At 70.9% G+C, this 16229-nt stretch carries 17 protein-coding genes; 10 read left to right on the top strand and 7 right to left on the bottom strand.

The genetic code is table 11. The features are described from left to right. Positions 1-10: 10 nt before the first annotated feature. The 3 genes from ectA to ACQ143_RS01680 form a co-directional block, all read right to left on the bottom strand. Positions 11-565 (bottom strand): diaminobutyrate acetyltransferase, encoded by a 555-nt coding sequence (gene ectA / locus ACQ143_RS01690; protein WP_449568991.1) that lies wholly within the window; start codon positions 563-565, stop codon positions 11-13. Between the two features lie 126 nt (positions 566-691). Next, positions 692-1543: a pyridoxal kinase PdxY gene (gene pdxY / locus ACQ143_RS01685; protein ID WP_449568990.1), complete on the bottom strand. Its 852-nt coding sequence runs from the start codon at positions 1541-1543 to the stop codon at positions 692-694. A gap of 7 nt (positions 1544-1550) precedes the next feature. Further along, entirely contained in the window at positions 1551-2891 is a 1341-nt protein-coding gene (locus ACQ143_RS01680; RefSeq protein ID WP_449569564.1) for an aminotransferase class I/II-fold pyridoxal phosphate-dependent enzyme, read from the bottom strand. A gap of 147 nt (positions 2892-3038) precedes the next feature. Between ACQ143_RS01680 and pdxS the strand changes: the two genes are divergently transcribed. Then, positions 3039-3929: a pyridoxal 5'-phosphate synthase lyase subunit PdxS gene (pdxS, locus tag ACQ143_RS01675; RefSeq protein WP_449568989.1), complete on the top strand. Its 891-nt coding sequence runs from the start codon at positions 3039-3041 to the stop codon at positions 3927-3929. Beyond that, positions 3926-4513 (top strand): pyridoxal 5'-phosphate synthase glutaminase subunit PdxT, encoded by a 588-nt coding sequence (gene pdxT, locus ACQ143_RS01670; RefSeq protein ID WP_449568988.1) that lies wholly within the window; start codon positions 3926-3928, stop codon positions 4511-4513. Before pdxS ends, pdxT begins: the two co-directional genes overlap by 4 nt. Before the next feature lie 14 nt (positions 4514-4527). On the opposite strand, the gene ACQ143_RS01665 is transcribed toward pdxT, so the two are convergent. Next, complete coding sequence (locus tag ACQ143_RS01665) at positions 4528-4845, bottom strand: hypothetical protein (RefSeq protein WP_449568987.1); 318 nt, start codon at positions 4843-4845, stop codon at positions 4528-4530. Between the two features lie 209 nt (positions 4846-5054). Here ACQ143_RS01665 and ACQ143_RS01660 point away from each other — a divergent pair, with 209 nt between their 5' ends. The 8 genes from ACQ143_RS01660 (at position 5055) to ACQ143_RS01625 (ending at position 13726) form a co-directional block, all read left to right on the top strand. Then, positions 5055-5813: a YebC/PmpR family DNA-binding transcriptional regulator gene (locus ACQ143_RS01660; protein WP_449568986.1), complete on the top strand. Its 759-nt coding sequence runs from the start codon at positions 5055-5057 to the stop codon at positions 5811-5813. Positions 5814-5866: 53 nt separating this feature from the next. After that, positions 5867-6430 carry a crossover junction endodeoxyribonuclease RuvC gene (gene ruvC, locus ACQ143_RS01655; RefSeq protein WP_449568985.1) on the top strand — a complete coding sequence of 188 codons (564 nt, stop codon included), beginning with the start codon at positions 5867-5869 and terminating at the stop codon, positions 6428-6430. 47 nt (positions 6431-6477) lie between these two features. Then, complete coding sequence (gene ruvA, locus ACQ143_RS01650; RefSeq protein WP_449568984.1) at positions 6478-7113, top strand: Holliday junction branch migration protein RuvA; 636 nt, start codon at positions 6478-6480, stop codon at positions 7111-7113. Beyond that, entirely contained in the window at positions 7106-8149 is a 1044-nt protein-coding gene (gene ruvB / locus ACQ143_RS01645) for a Holliday junction branch migration DNA helicase RuvB (RefSeq protein ID WP_449568983.1), read from the top strand. Before ruvA ends, ruvB begins: the two co-directional genes overlap by 8 nt. A gap of 78 nt (positions 8150-8227) precedes the next feature. Beyond that, the gene (locus ACQ143_RS01640; RefSeq protein ID WP_449568982.1) at positions 8228-8653 is read left to right on the top strand and encodes a preprotein translocase subunit YajC; all 426 of its coding nucleotides are present in this window, start codon (positions 8228-8230) and stop codon (positions 8651-8653) included. Between the two features lie 41 nt (positions 8654-8694). After that, positions 8695-10413 carry a protein translocase subunit SecD gene (gene secD / locus ACQ143_RS01635; protein ID WP_449568981.1) on the top strand — a complete coding sequence of 573 codons (1719 nt, stop codon included), beginning with the start codon at positions 8695-8697 and terminating at the stop codon, positions 10411-10413. Next, positions 10413-11402, top strand: a complete 990-nt coding sequence (gene secF, locus ACQ143_RS01630) for a protein translocase subunit SecF (RefSeq protein ID WP_449568980.1) — start codon at positions 10413-10415, stop codon at positions 11400-11402. Before secD ends, secF begins: the two co-directional genes overlap by 1 nt. Positions 11403-11458: 56 nt before the next feature. Beyond that, a complete protein-coding gene (locus tag ACQ143_RS01625; RefSeq protein WP_449568979.1) occupies positions 11459-13726 on the top strand; it encodes a RelA/SpoT family protein in 2268 nt (755 codons plus the stop codon). Here the strand turns inward: ACQ143_RS01625 and ACQ143_RS01620 are convergent. From ACQ143_RS01620 to ACQ143_RS01610, 3 genes are all read right to left on the bottom strand, one after another. Continuing rightward, positions 13705-14256: an SAM-dependent methyltransferase gene (locus tag ACQ143_RS01620; protein ID WP_449568978.1), complete on the bottom strand. Its 552-nt coding sequence runs from the start codon at positions 14254-14256 to the stop codon at positions 13705-13707. The two genes, ACQ143_RS01625 and ACQ143_RS01620, sit on opposite strands and share 22 nt — an antisense overlap. A gap of 96 nt (positions 14257-14352) precedes the next feature. Beyond that, a complete protein-coding gene (locus ACQ143_RS01615) occupies positions 14353-15810 on the bottom strand; it encodes a DUF349 domain-containing protein (protein ID WP_449568977.1) in 1458 nt (485 codons plus the stop codon). A 68-nt stretch (positions 15811-15878) separates the two neighbouring features. After that, positions 15879-16220, bottom strand: coding sequence for a dioxygenase (locus tag ACQ143_RS01610; RefSeq protein ID WP_449568976.1), 342 nt, complete (start codon positions 16218-16220; stop codon positions 15879-15881). Positions 16221-16229: the final 9 nt, after the last annotated feature.

Here is a 16229-nt window from a genome sequence, read left to right as displayed (position 1 = left end):
GTGCGCCTCCTCAGGCTGTGGGGGATCGGTCGCCTGACCGCGGCGCGGCCAGCGGTCCGATCCGGTGGAGTCTTTCGGGGTCGTGGTCGTCGGGGAAGTGCGCGGCCTCGATCAGCGGCGTCACCTCGTGGCCGGCGTCGTGACGCCGCGCGAACGCCGCGAACAGTCGCTGCGAGGCGGCGTTGTCGTCGGTGATGGTCGTCTCCAGCATTGCGACGGGGGGCACGGCGGTGGCGAGCAGGTCGTCGAGGAGTCGCCCGGCCAGCCCCTGACCGCGGTGGGTCGCGTCGACGGCGATCTGCCAGACCAGCAGGCATTCCGGTTCGTCGGGGCGACGGTAGCCCAGCACGAATGCGACGACGTCGTCGCCGTCCAGGGCGACGCGGCAGGTCGCGGCGAAGTCCCGTGCGAACAGCACGTACATGTAGGACGAGTTCAGATCGAGCTCGCCGCTGTCGCGCGCGACGCGCCACATGCCGGCGCCGTGCGTCAAGGCAGGCGGGGCGATCCGCACTCCGGCCGGGTTCGGGGTGCGGGCATGGCTTGCTTCTGAGATCTGGGTCATGCGCCCCCGACGCTAACGAGGTTGCACGGGGTCCTCAACCCGCGGCGTGTCGGTTTGCGACCGGCCGCCGCACCCGGCATCCTCGCGCGACGCCCACGCGCGCGCACGGACGCGCGGGGGCGCGGGTCAGCGCACCCGGGTGACCTCGAACTGCAGCCGGGGATGCGCGTAGGCCTCCTGCGCCTCGATGAGCTGCAGCTCGCGCTCGCCCGAGTCGTACGTGGCCTGGAGCAGGTCGAACACGCTCGAGGTGGTAAGCGCCAGCGCGGCGGCCGCGTCGCCCGTGCGGCGATAGTGGGCGGTGAACAGCGCCGCGGTCACGTCTCCGGAGCCGTTGGCCTTCATCGGGATGTGCGGGGTGCGCACGATCCATGCGCCGTCGTCGGTGACGGCCATCATCTCGATCGTCCCGGCGGGGCGGTCGGGCCGCTCGACGCTGGTGACCAGCACGGTGCGCGGACCCATCTCGCGCGCGAGGTCGGCCGACGCGAGGGTGGAGTCGAGGTCGGTCGGCTCGGTCTCGGTCAGGAAGCCGAGTTCGAACTGGTTCGGGGTGATGATGTCGGCGGCCGGGACCACGCGATCGCGCAGCAGGATGGGGATGGCCGGTGCCACGAAGCAGCCGGACTTCGCGTTGCCCATCACCGGGTCGCACGAGTAGACCGCGCCGGGGTTGGCGGCCTTGACGCGGGCGACCGCGTCGAGGATGACGTCGGCGATGCCTTCGCTGCCCTGATAGCCCGACAGGACGACGTCGATGTCGGCGAAGGCTCCGCGTTCCTCGATGCCGGTGATCACATCCCGCACGTCGTCGGGGGAGATGAGCGGGCCGCGCCATGCTCCGTAGCCGGTGTGGTTGGAGAAGTTCACCGTGTACACCGGCAGCACTTCGACCCCGATGCGCTGCAGCGGGAACACCGCCGCGGAGTTGCCCACGTGTCCGTAGGCGACGGCAGACTGGATCGACAGGATCTTCACGGGTAGATCATCCCACCTTCCGGGCGGCGCTCCTGCGCGCCGCGTCGACGGCGTCCGCCAGATCGTCGGCGAGCCGGTCGGCGTCGTGGTCGTCGAGCTCGTGCACGGTCAGCCGCAGGTGCCGCGCGGCCTCCTCGCCCCACAGCTGGAACTCGGCGCCCGATCGCGCCAGCCATCCGCGTCGCATGAGCTGCTCGGTCACGTCCCGTGCCGGGACCGGCAGCGGCACCCACACGTTGAGCCCGTCGCCCGCGCGTCCGGCCAGGCCGCGTGCGGTCAGTCGCTGCGCGAACGCGCGGTTGCGGGCGGCGTAGTGGGCGGCGGCATCCCGGATCTGCGCGCGGACGGCCTCGTCGGTGACCTGGGCGAGGGTGAGCCGCTGCAGCAGATGGCTCACCCACGTCGTGCCCGGGCTCAGCCGCTGGGCGAGGCGTTCGGCCGTCTCGGGGTCGGACGCGGTGACCGCGAGGCACATGTCCGGCCCGAGGAACTTCGACACCGAACGCACGAGCGCCCAGCGCCGGTGCTCCGGACCGATCAGCGAGTGGTAGGGATGCGTGGACAGCATCGAGAAGTGGTCGTCCTCGATCACGAGCACATAGGGGTGGTCGGCCAGCACGGAACGCAGGGCCGCGGCCCGCTCGGCGGTGAGACTGGCACCGGTCGGGTTCTGCGCGCGGGGCGTGCAGACCACGGCCCGCACCCCGGCGGCCAGCGCGGCCTGCAGGCCGGCCACCCTCATCCCCTCCTCATCGACGGGCACCGGCACCGGCCGATAGCCGCCCAGGCGCACCGTGTTCAGGCTCGCCAGGAAGCAGGGGTCCTCGAGCCCGACGGCGTCGTCGCGGGTCAGCGCCTGCGCGAGCAGCCGTTCGACCGCATCGGCGGCGCCGCTGGTGATCGTGAGGGCCCGGGGCTGTCCGGGCGGCAGCGCCTCACCCATCCAGCCCTGCGCCCACCGTTCGAGATCGGGGTCGATCACCGGTTCGCCGTACAGCACCGGCCGTCCGGCCAGCCCCGCCAACGCCCGGGAGATGTCGGGGATCCGATCGGGGTCCGGGTTGCCGGTGCCGATGTCGCGCAGCACGGTGCCGGGCGCGTAGCCCTCCTGGGCGACGGGCGTCAGGTCCGCCACACGCGTGCCGCCCCGTCCCCGGGAGACGACGACGCCCGCCGCGGCCAGCTGGCGGTATGCGGCGTTCACCGTGTTGCGGTTGACACCGAGCTCCTCCGCCAACACGCGTACCGGCGGCAGCGCGGCGCCAGGCGCGAGCGCACCCTGCTCGATGTGCTCGCGCACGCTCTCGGCGATCTGGGTCGCCGTCGCGCCGCTGATGAGTACCGGCATCCGGGCCTCCGTGTCGTCGGGTGTCACTGGGCATGAGTGTAGGTGCTGGGGCGTGGTACATTTTGGCCTAGGCCAATGGATGCCGGTGTGTCCGCCGACATCCGATCACCCCACCCGCGGCGCCCGGTCGCGCCGGAAGGAGTCCCCGTGTCCACTGCCACCACCGGTTCGTCGCGCGTCAAGCGGGGCCTGGCCGAGATGCTCAAGGGCGGCGTCATCATGGACGTCGTCACCGCCGAGCAGGCTCGCATCGCCGAGGATGCCGGCGCCGTCGCCGTCATGGCCCTCGAGCGCGTCCCCGCCGACATCCGCGCGCAGGGGGGCGTGTCGCGCATGAGCGACCCGGACATGATCGACTCGATCATCGACGCGGTGTCGATCCCGGTGATGGCCAAGGCCCGCATCGGCCACTTCGTCGAAGCGCAGGTGCTGCAGGAGCTGGGCGTCGACTACATCGACGAGTCCGAGGTGCTCAGCCCCGCCGACTACGTCAACCACATCGACAAGTGGAACTTCACCGTGCCGTTCGTGTGCGGCGCGACCAACCTCGGCGAGGCGCTGCGCCGCATCAACGAGGGCGCCGCGATGATCCGCTCAAAGGGCGAGGCCGGCACCGGTGACGTCTCGGAAGCGACCAAGCACATCCGCAAGATCACGAGTGAGATCAACGCGCTGCGGTCGATGACCAAGGACGAGCTGTACGTCGCGGCCAAGGAGCTGCAGGCGCCGTACGACCTGGTCGCCGAGGTCGCCGAGACCGGCCGGCTGCCGGTCGTGCTGTTCGTCGCCGGGGGAGTGGCCACGCCTGCCGACGCGGCCATGATGATGCAGCTGGGCGCCGACGGCGTGTTCGTCGGTTCGGGCATCTTCAAGAGCGGCAACCCCGCCCAGCGCGCGGCCGCCATCGTGAAGGCCACGACCTTCGCCGACGACCCCAAGGTCATCGCCGAGGTGTCGCGGGGCCTGGGCGAGGCGATGGTCGGCATCAACGTCGCCGATCTGCCCGCCCCGCACCGGCTGGCCGAGCGCGGCTGGTGACCCTCCGCGTCGGCGTCCTCGCGCTGCAGGGCGACGTCCGCGAGCACACCCGGGTGCTGACCGGGCTCGGCGCCGAGGTGGTGCCGGTCCGGCGGCCGGAGGACCTGGCATCCCTCGCCGGACTCGTGCTGCCAGGGGGCGAGTCCAGTGTCATCGACAAGCTCTCCCGCGCGTTCGGCCTGCGTGAACCGCTGCGGGACGCCATCGGCGCGGGTCTGCCGGTCTACGGCACGTGCGCCGGGCTCATCCTGCTGGCCGACCGGATCGTCGACGGCATTGCGGGCCAGCAGACCTTCGGCGGGCTCGACGTCACCGTGCGCCGCAACGCGTTCGGCGGCCAGGTCGAGTCGTTCGAGACCGACCTCGACGTGCCCGTCCTGGACGCCGCCCCCGTGCGTGCCGCCTTCATCCGCGCGCCGCTGGTCGAATCGGTCGGCGCCGAAGTGGACGTACTCGCCACGCTCGCCGACGGCCGCATCGTCGCCGTCGAGCAGGGCGCTGTCATGGGCACCTCGTTCCACCCCGAGGTGACCGGTGAGACCCGGTTCCACGCACGATTCCTCGCCCGGGCGGCCGGGCGCTGAACCCGGGCCGCTGTTCAGCCGGCGGTCGCCAGGCGGCCGATCGCCGCGACCGTGCGGTCGATGTCGTCGGCCGTGGTCGCCCAGGACGACATCGAGCAGCGCAGCGCGGCACGCCCCGCCCACTCCGCGGCGGTGAGCGCCGCCGACCCGATGCCGCAGAACCGCGCGCCGCGGTCGATCGACGCGTGGCGATGCTCGCCGACGATCACCCGCACCGGCGGTGCCCCGCGCAGCCCCTGCCGGTTCAGGTCCCACCCGGTGCGGCGCAGCACGGCGTGCTGCGCGGTGGCCAGGCACGTGAAGTTCGAGATCGGCGACCACGTCCGCCGCATCCACACCCTCGTCGGGGAGCGGACCGCTGAAGATCTCCAGCATCGCCTCGAGTGAGGCCCGCGGCCACACCGGCCGCTCGTCGAGCCCGTCCAGAAAGGCGATCGCAGCCCGCCGCGCGGCCGCCAATGCGCGTTCACGCTCATCCATATCGGCAGTGTCCTCGCCGCCGCGCACGGGCGCAACGGCCGTCGCGCATAGAATTGCTCTCATGTCCGGCCACTCCAAATGGGCGACCACGAAGCACAAGAAGGCCGTCATCGACGCCCGTCGTGCCAAGTCGTTCGCCAAGCTCATCAAGAACATCGAAGTCGCCGCCAAGATCGGCGGCCCCGATCTCGCGGGCAACCCGACCCTGTACGACGCGGTCCAGAAGGCCAAGAAGACGTCGGTCCCCAACGACAACATCGACCGCGCCATCAAGCGCGGCGCCGGCATCGGCGGAGAGGCCGTCGAGTACACCTCGATCATGTACGAGGGCTACGGGCCCAACGGCGTCGCCCTCATGATCGAGTGCCTCACCGACAACAAGAACCGTGCCGCCGCCGAAGTGCGCACCGCCCTCAGCCGCAACGGCGGCAACCTCGCCGACCCCGGCAGCGTCGCGTACAACTTCACGCGCAAGGGCGTCATCATCGTCTCCGGTGAGGGCACCACCGAGGACGACGTCATGCTGGCCGTGCTCGACGCCGGCGCCGAGGAGGTCGAGGCCCACCCGCAGGGCTTCGAGGTCATCACCGAGGCGTCCGACCTGGTCACCGTGCGCACCGCGCTGCAGGATGCCGGCATCGACTACGAGTCGGCCGACGTCGAGTTCGTCCCGAACCTCAAGGTCGAGATCGACGCCGACACCGCCCGCAAGGTGTTCCGCCTGATCGACGCCCTCGAGGACAGCGACGACGTGCAGAACGTGTTCAGCAACTTCGACCTGAGCCCCGAGGTGCAGACCGAGCTCGAGCAGGACGACTGAGCTCCCCGCGTTTCGCAGAGCGGATGCCGCAGCTGCCCGCGTAGCGTGGGAGCGTGGCATCCGCTCTTCGCGTTCTCGGCATCGACCCCGGCCTCACCCGCTGCGGCGTCGGCATCGTCGACGTCGCCCGCGACCGCTCCGCCACGCTCGTGCACGTGGGGGTCGTCCGCTCCGCGCACGACCTGCCGATCGAGCAGCGGCTCGCGACGATCGCCGCCGGCATCCGGGCCGTGCTCGCCGAGCATCGCCCCCACGCCGTGGCCGTGGAGCGCGTGTTCGCCCAGCAGAACCGGCACACCGTCATGGGCACCGCCCAGACCAGCGGCATCGCACTGCTGCTGGCCGCCGAGCACGGCGTGCCTGCCGCGACGCACACCCCGTCGGAGGTGAAGGCCGCCGTGACCGGGTACGGTTCGGCCGACAAGCTCCAGGTGCAGACCATGGTCGCCCGGGTGCTGCGGCTGGACGCGCTGCCCACACCGGCCGACGCCGCCGATGCGCTCGCTCTGGCGCTGTGCCACGCCTGGCGCCGCGGCGCTCCCGCGGCCGCCGCGACCGGCGCGCTCACCCCCGCCCAGCAGGCGTGGGCCGACGCCGAGCGCCTCGCCCGCCGGTGATGCGTGTCGCTCGAACAAATGTCCGAAATGCCGCGTAGGCTGGCGGCATGATCTCTTCGCTGCGCGGACGCGTCCTGCATCTCGACGCCGAGAGCGTCGTCGTCGACGTCGGCGGTGTCGGCTTCGCCGTGGCCGTGCCGGCACCGCTGGCGCGGGAGTTCCACCTGGGCGACGACATCGTGCTGCACACCGCCCTCATCGTCCGCGACGACGCGCTGTCTCTCTACGGGTTCCGTGAGCGGGAAGAGCTCACCGTGTTCAGCCAGCTGCTGAGCGTGTCGGGCGTGGGACCGAAGTCCGCGCTCGGCGTCATGTCCGCCCTCACGGTGGCGCAGATCGCCCAGGCCGTCGCCGACGAAGACGACGCGCCGTTCCGCCGTGTGTCGGGCATCGGCCCGAAGACGGCGAAGCTGATCGCGGTGCAGCTGGCCGGCAAGCTCGCCGTCGCCGCCGTGCCCGCCGGCGGGGGACCGGCCGCCGCTTCACCGGTCGCCGGTCAGGTGGTCGCCGCGCTCATGGCACTGGGCTGGAACGAACGGGTGGCCACCGACGCCGTCGGCGCCGTGACCGCCGAGCCCTCAGCGCGGGACGCGACGACCGTGCCCGCGCTGCTGAAGCTCGCGCTGGCGCACCTGGGTCCGGCCCGGGGCGACCGCGCCCAGCGGGAGCAGACCGGTGCCTGAGCCGCACGACGGCGCCGTCGACCCGGCGCTTCCCGAAGACGAGAGCGAACTCGCCGTCGAAGGCGCCCTGCGGCCGGGGTCACTGGCGGAGTTCATCGGCCAGCAGAAGGTGCGCGGTCAGCTGCAGCTGCTGCTGGACGCCGCCCGCCTGCAGCAGCGGCCCGCCGACCACATCCTGCTGTCCGGCCCGCCCGGGCTCGGCAAGACCACCCTCGCGATGATCGTCGCGCACGAGAGCGACCGCCCGCTGCGCCTGTCGAGCGGCCCCGCGATCCAGCACGCCGGCGACCTGGCGGCCCTGCTGTCGAGCCTCGTCCCCGGCGAGGTGCTGTTCATCGACGAGATCCATCGGATGGCCCGCTCGGCGGAGGAGATGCTCTATCTCGCCATGGAGGACTTCCGCATCGACATCATGGTGGGCAAGGGCGCCGGCGCCACCAGCATCCCCCTCGACCTGGCGCCGTTCACCCTGGTGGGCGCGACCACCCGCTCGGGCCTGCTGCCCAACCCGCTGCGCGACCGCTTCGGGTTCACCGCGCACTTGGAGTACTACGAGCCCCATGAGCTCGAGCAGGTCATCGCCCGCTCGGCCACCGTGCTGGGCGTGGCCGTCCCCGCGGCGGCGCGTGCCGAGATCGCACGCCGCTCCCGCGGCACGCCCCGCATCGCCAACCGGCTGCTGCGTCGCGTGCGCGACTACGTGATCGTGCACGGCGACGCCGGCGGGGGAGCCACGGAGCAGGACGTCGCGGCCGCGCTCGACCTCTACGACGTCGACGCGATCGGCCTGGACCGCCTGGACCGCGCCGTGCTCGACGCGCTTATCCGCCGGTTCCGCGGCGGCCCGGTCGGGCTCAACACCCTCGCCGTCACCGTCGGCGAGGAGAGCGAGACCATCGAATCGGTGGTCGAGCCGTACCTCGTGCGCATCGGCCTGATGGGACGGACGCCGCGCGGCCGCATCGCGACGCCCGAGGCGTACGCGCACGTGGGCGTCCCGCACCCCGACGGTGCGCTGAGTTTCGATGACCTATAATCGCTGAAGGCTTTCGCCGCATTCTCCCGACGCAGCGCCGCGTGCGCCGCACACACCGTGAAAGGTGCCCCTCCCTCCATGATCTTCGCAACGACGCCGCAGTCCCCCGAGCAGGTAGGCGGATTCGCCGGCTTCTTCGCGCAGTACGGGCTCCTGCTCATGCTGCTGCTGCTCATCGTCTTCATGTTCTGGAGCTCGCGGCGCCGTCAGAAGAAGATGAAGGAAGAGCAGGAGACCAAGGCCCGCCAGCTGCTGCCGGGTGTGAAGGTGCTCCTCCAGGGCGGCCTGTACGCGACGCTCGTCGAGTACGACGCCGAAGACCTCTCGAAGTCGGCGCGCGTGGAGCTGGCCCCCGGCGTCGAGATCGAGGTGCACAGCCAGTCGATCCTGCGCGTGGTCGAGCCCGAGTCGGTCCCCATGGACGACGCCCCGGCCGACGCCGCCGAAGAGCCCTCCGCCGCCGACACCCCGGCCCCGGACGCGGACGACAAGCCCCAGGCCTGACTTCCCACCGCGACGCGGTGCTCGCAGAAAGCTGACCCTCCGTGGCCACACCCACCCCCGTCCGCCATGCCTGGCGCGCGTTGACCGGACTGCTCGCGCTGACCGTGGTGCTGTTCGGCATCAACGCACTGGGCGTGTACGCCTTCAAGGAGAGCTCGTGGCTGCCTGAACTGGCGCTCGACCTGCAGGGTGGGACGCAGATCGTCCTGGAAGCGCAGACCACGGACGGGGCCGCCCCGTCACCCGAGCAGCTCGACCAGGCCGCGTCGATCATCCGCCAGCGAGTGGATGCATCGGGCGTGGGCGAGGCGGACATCACAACCCAGGCCGGCAACCAGATCGTCGTGCAGATCCCGGGCCAGGCCGACGAGGAGACCCGCAACCGCATCGAGGCGTCCGCGCAGCTGCAGCTGCGGGCCGTGATCTACACCGCCGGCGCGTCCACGTCGTTCATCGGCGAGGACGGCAACGAGACGCCGTACCCGACGCCCGACCCGACGCTCAACGCGACGCCCACGGTCGCCCCGACCGACGGCAGCGACCCCAACTGGGTGACCGACGCCCTGTACGCGCAATTCCTCGCGTACGACTGCACCGACGCGGCCAACGATCCGGCATCCGCACCCGTGGACCAGCCGCTGATCACCTGCGACGACACGAAGACGCAGAAGTTCATCCTCGGCCCCGTCGAGCTCGACGGCTCGTCCATCGCGGACGCCAATTTCGGCATGAACAGCCAGAACGGCCAGTGGGCCGTGAACCTGGTGTTCGACTCCGAGGGCACCGAAACCTTCGGCAAGATCAGCCAGCGCCTGTACGGGCAGACCGCGCCGCAGAACCAGTTCGCGTTCGTGCTCGACGGCATCATCCTGTCGGCGCCGTCCATGAACGCCGTGATCCTCGACGGCAAGCCGCAGATCACCGGAAGCTTCACGCAGGAGACGGCCAAGACCCTCGCCGACCAGCTGAAGTACGGCGCGCTGCCGATGAGCTTCGAAGTGCAGAGCAGCAACTCGATCTCCGCGACGCTGGGCACCCAGCAGCTGCAGATCGGTCTGGTCGCCGGTCTGATCGGCCTGGCCCTGGTGGCGGTGTACTCCCTGGTCGTCTACCGCGCCCTGGGCTTCGTCATCATCGCGTCGCTGGTCGTGATGGGTGTGCTCACCTACATCACCCTGTGCATCCTGGCCTGGCGCATGGGCTTCCGCCTGTCGCTGGCCGGTGTGGCCGGCCTGATCGTGACGATCGGGTTCACGGCCGACTCGTTCATCGTGTACTTCGAGCGAATACGAGACGAGCTGCGTGACGGCAAGTCGATCACCAGCTCGGTCGAGGACGGCTGGGGTCGCGCGAAGCGCACGATCTACATCTCGAAGTCGATCAACATCCTCGCCGCCGTCGTGCTGTACATCCTCGCCGACGCCACGGTGAAGGGCTTCGCGTTCACGCTGGGTCTGACCACGGTCATCGACATCCTGATCTTCATCCTGTTCACCCACCCGGTGCTGCAGCTGCTGGCGCGCACGCGGTTCTTCGGGGGCGGGCACCCGCTGTCGGGGCTCGATCCCGATGCACTGGGCGCGGTCTACCGCGGCCGGGCGCAGTTCCGCGCACCGGTGTCGGTCGCCGGCGCCAAGGGCTCGGCGGCGCGCCGCGCCGGACGGTCGCGTGGCGAGGCCGAGCGCCGCCAGACCATCGCCGAACGCAAGCTCGCCGAGCAGAACGCGCAAGGCCGTTCGACCACGGAGGGGGACCGCTGATGGCCACCATGAGCGAGTTCGGCAACAACCTCTACACCGGGAAGACCTCCTTCCCGTTCGTCGGGCGTCGCCGGCTGTGGTTCATCATCGCCGCGATCCTGGTGATCGGTTCGGCCCTGGTGCCGCTGTTCCGGCCCATCGAGTTCTCCATCGAGTTCACCGGCGGCTCCCAGTTCACCGTCAACGAGGTCGCCGACCCCGACCAGGCGGCCGCCTCCGCGGCCGTCCAGGGCGTGGTGCCCGGCGCGACGACGAAGGTCACCACGATCGGCGAGGACGCCATCCGCGTCCAGACCGACCAGATGTCCGACGCCGAGACGCGCGCGGTCAGCGCCGCACTGGCCGAGACCTTCGGCGTGCCGGTCGAGCAGGTCAGCGCCTCGTTCATCGGCCCCAGCTGGGGTCAGGACGTCACCCGGCAGTCCCTGTGGGGCCTGGCGATCTTCCTCGCGCTGACCTTCCTCATCCTGGCCGTGTACTTCCGCACCTGGAAGATGTCGGTCGCCGCGATCGTCGGCCTGCTGGACGTGCTCATCATCACGATCGGCGTGTACGCGCTGTGCGGCTTCGAGATCTCGCCGGCGGCGGTCATCGGATTCCTCACGATCCTGTCGTACTCGCTGTACGACACGACGGTGGTGTTCGACAAGATCCGCGAGAACACGCATGAGGACGGCGAGAAATCCGGCCGGACGTTCGGCGAGTCGGTCAACCTCGCCGTCAACCAGACGCTGGTGCGCTCGATCAACACGACCGTCGTGGCGGCGCTGCCCACCGGTGCGATCCTGTTCATCGGCGCCCTGTGGCTCGGTGCGCAGACCCTGACCGACATCTCGCTGTCGATCTTCGTGGGCACCATCATCGCCGCATACTCGACGCTGTTCGTCGCCGCGCCGCTGTTCTCGTTCATGCGCGAGGGCGAACCCGACATCAAGACGCGCGACGCCCGGATCCTCGAGGCGCGGGAGCTCGCCGCCGTCCAGGCCTGAGCCGTCCGCACCGCCCTCGGGCGTAGGATTGAGATTCTGCAGAGGGAGGTGAGCCCATGGCCGAGACGGCCTCCACCGCGGGCGCGCCGCCCGCACAGAGTTCCTCGCTGCGCCGGCTCGTGCCGCGGATCTTCTCGCGCGCGCCCTCACGGGACGGCATCGAACAGCTGACCCGCACGGTCCGCACCCACCACCCGAAGGGCGACACCGCACTCATCGAGCGGGCGTACACGGTCGCCGCGCGGGCCCACGCGAGTCAGAAGCGGCAGAGCGGCGAGCCGTACATCACCCACCCGCTCGCGGTGGCGCAGATCCTCGCCGAGCTGGGTCTCGGGCCGCGCGCCATCGCGGCCGCACTGCTGCACGACACCGTCGAGGACACCGACTACGGCCTCGACCGGCTGACGGCGGAGTTCGGCGACGAGGTCGCCATGCTCGTCGACGGCGTCACCAAGCTCGACAAGGTCAAGTACGGCGACGCCACCCAGGCCGAGACGGTGCGCAAGATGATCGTGGCGATGTCCAAGGACATCCGCGTGCTGCTGATCAAGCTCGCCGACCGGCTGCACAACGCGCGCACCTGGGGCTTCGTGCCTCCGCACAAGGCTGCCAAGAAGGCGACCGAGACGCTCGAGATCTATGCGCCGCTGGCCAACCGCCTCGGCATCCAGGCCATCAAGAACGAGCTCGAAGACCTCTCGTTCGCGGTGCTCCACCCGAAGCTCTACGCCGAGATCGACAGCCTCGTCAAACAGCGCACCCCGCAGCGTGAGCAGTACGTGCAGTCGGTCATCGAGGCCGTCGAGTCCGACCTGCGCGAGCTGCGATTGCGCGGCCGCGTCATGGGCCGGCCCAAACAGCTGTACTCCGTCTACCAGAAGATGGTGGTGCGCGGCCGCGAGTTCGACGACATCTACGACCTGATCGGCATCCGGGTGCTGGTGGGCACGGTGCGCGACTGCTACGCGGTGCTCGGCGCGATCCACGCTCGCTGGACACCGTTGCCGGGCCGGTTCAAGGACTACATCGCGACACCGAAGTTCAACCTGTACCAGTCGCTGCACACGACCGTCATCGGCCCCGGCGGCCGCACGGTCGAGATCCAGATCCGCACCAACGAGATGCACCAGCAGGCCGAATACGGCGTCGCCGCGCACTGGAAGTACAAGGAGCGCGTCAACAGCGGCAAGGGCGAGAGCAAGGGCGCCGTCGACACCGACATGGCGTGGCTGGCCCACATCTCCGACTGGCAGGCCGAGACGGCCGACCCGGGGGAGTTCCTCGACTCGCTCCGCTTCGAGATCGGCGCGAAGGAGGTCTACGTCTTCACGCCCAAGGGCCGGGTCATCGGCCTGCCCGCCGGTGCCACCCCGGTGGACTTCGCCTACGCCGTGCACACGGAGATCGGCCACCGCACGATGGGCGCCAAGGTGAACGGCCGGCTCGTGCCCCTGGAATCCGAACTGCACTCCGGTGACGTGGTCGAGGTGTTCACCTCGAAGAACCCCGACGCGGGACCGAGCCAGGACTGGCTGAGCTTCGTCAAGAGCACCCGCGCCCGCAGCAAGATCCGCGGCTGGTTCACCAAGGAGCGCCGCGAAGAGGCCATCGAGCAAGGCAAGGATGCCATCGCCCGGGCGATGCGCCGGCAGAACCTGCCGCTGCAGCGCCTGATGAGCCAGGACTCGTTCACCGAGGTGGCCCAGCAGCTGCGGTACGAGGATGTCAGTGCCCTGTACGCCGCGGTCGGCGAAGGGCACGTGTCGACCCAGTCGGTGATCGAGAAGGTCAGCGCACTGGTGGCCGCGCACGAGGACACGTCGACCGGCGCCATCACGCTGCCGGTCGGCCGCCGGCGGGCACCGCGGGCCGGCGACTCCGGCGTGCTGGTGCGCGGTGCCGACGACATCCTCGTCAAGCTCGCCAAGTGCTGCACCCCGGTGCCCGGGGACGAAATCGTCGGCTTCGTGACGCGAGGCAGCGGCGTGTCGGTGCACCGCGCCGACTGCTCGAACGTGAAGTCGCTCAAGACCGACCCGGAGCGCATGATCGACGTCGCCTGGGCGCCCACCTCCAAGAGCGTGTTCCTGGTGCAGATCCAGGTCGAGGCGCTAGACCGCTCCGGTCTGCTCAGCGACGTCACCCGCGTGCTCAGCGAGCACCACGTGAACATCCTGTCGGCGAGCGTGAACACCTCGAACGACCGGCTGGCCATCAGCCGCTTCGTGTTCGAGATGGGCGACACCGTGCACCTGGACCGCGTGCTCAACGCCGTGCGCCGCATCGACGCCGTCTACGACGTCTACCGCGTCACGACCTCCTGACGCTCCCGCAGGTAGGCCAGGGCGGCCCGCTTGTGGTGCAGCGGCTGCGCGTTCTCGAGCCACGTGATCGCCGCCTGCGGCAACGTGGGGCGCCAGAGGCACATCGCCTCGACGGCGGCGGTGTCCCCGCCGGTGCCCACCGCCTCCCGCACGAGATCGACCAGCGTGCGCACCGGCGACGCCACGTGCAGCCCCGAGATGAGCATCACGTCGGCAGGCGGCAGGCGCAGATCGCGGTAGCGCAGGCGGGTGTCGAGGACATGGTGGATGCGGTGCGGGACGACCCGCTGGACCAGGTGCGGGCTCGGCGGCTGCGCGAGCGCGCCGTGCACCCAGGCCGCCGACTCATGCGTCACCGCCAGCGTGTCCCGGATGAACCCGCGCAGCGATGCCGCGCGCAGCTCCCGCGTCTCCACGGCGTCGGCGGGCATGAAGCCCTCGCCGATCTCGACCACGTCGCCGTCCAGGCGCGCCGCGGTCAGCTCCGCCGTGGACAGCCGTTCGCCGGCGAAGTACAGGAAGGGCCACATGCTGGCAGTGTGGCGCAGTCCGGCCGTGCGCCGGCATCCCGCTCCGACGACCTGTGGAGAACGCCGATGCCTCCCGCGCTGGGGAGGAAGCGCCGGTCAGCCGCCGAGTGCCTTGAGCCAGCCGCGACGGGCCTCGAGCGCGTCCTTCGCCTGCGCGATGCGGCTCTTGTCCTTCGACTTCTCCGCCTCGGCCAGTTCAGCCTCGAGCTTGGCGATGGCCTCGTGCAGCTGCGAGGTCATGTCGTTCTGCCGAGCCTTGGTCTCGGGGTTGTTCGACTTCCACTCCGCGTCCTCGCGCGCCTTGACGGCCTGCTCGATCTTGCGGAGCTGGTCGTCCAGGCCGCGCTCGACGTCGCGCGGGAACACCCGACCGATGTCGTCCCAGCGGCGCTGGATGCCGGTGAGCAGCGACCGGGCCTTGGCGGTGTCCTTCTCCTTGGCGATGGCGCCCGCTTCGGTCAGCAGCTCCTTTTTGGCGTCGATCTTCTCCTTGGAGGCTTCGATCTCGGCGTTCTCGCGGTCGGCGCGCGCGGCGTACAGCGCGTCACCCGCGGCCTTGAACCGTGCCCAGAGGGCGTCGTCGGCCTTCTTGCCCGCGCGTCCGGCGCTCTTCCACTGGTCCAGCAGCGTGCGGTAGGCGGCGATGCCGTCCTCGCCGCGGCTGGCCAGCGCTTCGGCACGCTCGATGAGGCGGGTCTTCGCGTCGCGGGCGGCCTTGTGCTGCTCGTCGAGGCCGGCGTAGAACTCGCGGCGGTGCTTGTCGAGCACGGAGCGGGCGTCACGGAATCGCTTCCACAGCTGCTGTCCGACCGACTTGGGCAGGCGCGGACCGGTGCTCTGGTGCGTCTGCCACTGCTCGAACAGCGCGGTGATCTCAGCCGTGGTCTGCTTCCACTGGATCGACTTCGGATCGCGCGCGGCGAGAGCCTCCATCCGCTCGACGATGCCGGTGCGCTCGGCGATCGCGGCCTCGACGGCCTCGCGCTGGGCCTGCGCCTCTTCGGCGCTGGCCTCGCTCAGCTGCTCGTCCAGTGCCGTCAGGCGCGCTTCCAGCGCCGCCAGGTCGCCGACGGCCATGGCCCCGGTGACCCGCTCCCGCACGGCCTTCGCGGTGGCCCGCAGGTCCGAGGCCGCGGCGCCGCCGCTGCGGTGCCGCCCCTCCAGCAGGGCGACCTCGCCGGCCAGGTCGGCGTACTTGCGCTCGAAGTAGGCGAGCGCCTCGGCCGGGGTGCCGTCGGGGTACTGCCCGACGACGCGCCACTGGTCGCCTTCGCGCACCGACACGGTGCCGTCCTCGTCGACGCGCCCCCACGGCTCGCCCCCCGCCGAAGGTGTGGCGGGCACCGCGGCCGGCGGTGCGGGCACCGGCCCGGGCGCCGGCGTCGGGATCCGACCCGGCGTGGGCTTCGGAGCCGGGCGCGGCGTGGGAACCGGCGTCGCGGGCGCCTCGGCCATGGTCGTCTCCGGCGCGGCTGCGGCGGTCGCCTCGGAGGGCTCCGGCGATGCGTCGTCGCGCGCGTTCTCGGCGGGTTCGGGGGTGGTGGGAGAAGTCACGGATTACACCTCGTCGCGGCGCACGCCGCATGGGGGTTCGGTCGGCTCACAGCCTAGTATGGCGCGGCCTACTCGGCAGGGTCGGGCGATGGGCTCGTCGTAGCGGTCGGATCGGGCGCGGGCGTCTGCGACGCATCCGGTTCCGGCGACGCAGAAGGGGTCGGCTCGGGGGAAGGCGCGGGCGTGGACGTGGAGGCCGGAGTCGGCTCGGGCCGGCCGGGTCCGGCGGTGAAGTACGCCCACTGGGCGCCGAGGATCGCCAGGATCAGCACGCCGCCGCCGACGCCGGCGATCAGGTTGTCCCGGGTCCGGCGTCGCACCGTGCCGGCGTGGAACTGCCGGCGCGCTTGATAGAGCCGTGCGCGTTCGCTTTCCGCGCGCGCGTTCTTCTTCCCTGCACCCGTCGCCACGGGACCTCC

Source organism: Microbacterium pollutisoli, from assembly GCF_053586795.1.
This window is presented reverse-complemented; position numbering and strand designations above follow the sequence as displayed.

What these genes read in the sequence shown, in the direction of transcription:
- ectA (WP_449568991.1), bottom strand. Translation starts at nt 565, where the DNA reads ATGACCCAGATCTCAGAAGCAAGCCATGCCCGCACCCCGAACCCGGCC.
- ACQ143_RS01680 (WP_449569564.1), bottom strand. Translation starts at nt 2,891, where the DNA reads ATGCCGGTACTCATCAGCGGCGCGACGGCGACCCAGATCGCCGAGAGC.
- ACQ143_RS01665 (WP_449568987.1), bottom strand. Translation starts at nt 4,845, where the DNA reads ATGCGGCGGACGTGGTCGCCGATCTCGAACTTCACGTGCCTGGCCACC.
- ACQ143_RS01660 (WP_449568986.1), top strand. Translation starts at nt 5,055, where the DNA reads ATGTCCGGCCACTCCAAATGGGCGACCACGAAGCACAAGAAGGCCGTC.
- ruvA (WP_449568984.1), top strand. Translation starts at nt 6,478, where the DNA reads ATGATCTCTTCGCTGCGCGGACGCGTCCTGCATCTCGACGCCGAGAGC.
- ACQ143_RS01640 (WP_449568982.1), top strand. Translation starts at nt 8,228, where the DNA reads ATGATCTTCGCAACGACGCCGCAGTCCCCCGAGCAGGTAGGCGGATTC.
- secF (WP_449568980.1), top strand. Translation starts at nt 10,413, where the DNA reads ATGGCCACCATGAGCGAGTTCGGCAACAACCTCTACACCGGGAAGACC.
- ACQ143_RS01625 (WP_449568979.1), top strand. Translation starts at nt 11,459, where the DNA reads ATGGCCGAGACGGCCTCCACCGCGGGCGCGCCGCCCGCACAGAGTTCC.
- ACQ143_RS01620 (WP_449568978.1), bottom strand. Translation starts at nt 14,256, where the DNA reads ATGTGGCCCTTCCTGTACTTCGCCGGCGAACGGCTGTCCACGGCGGAG.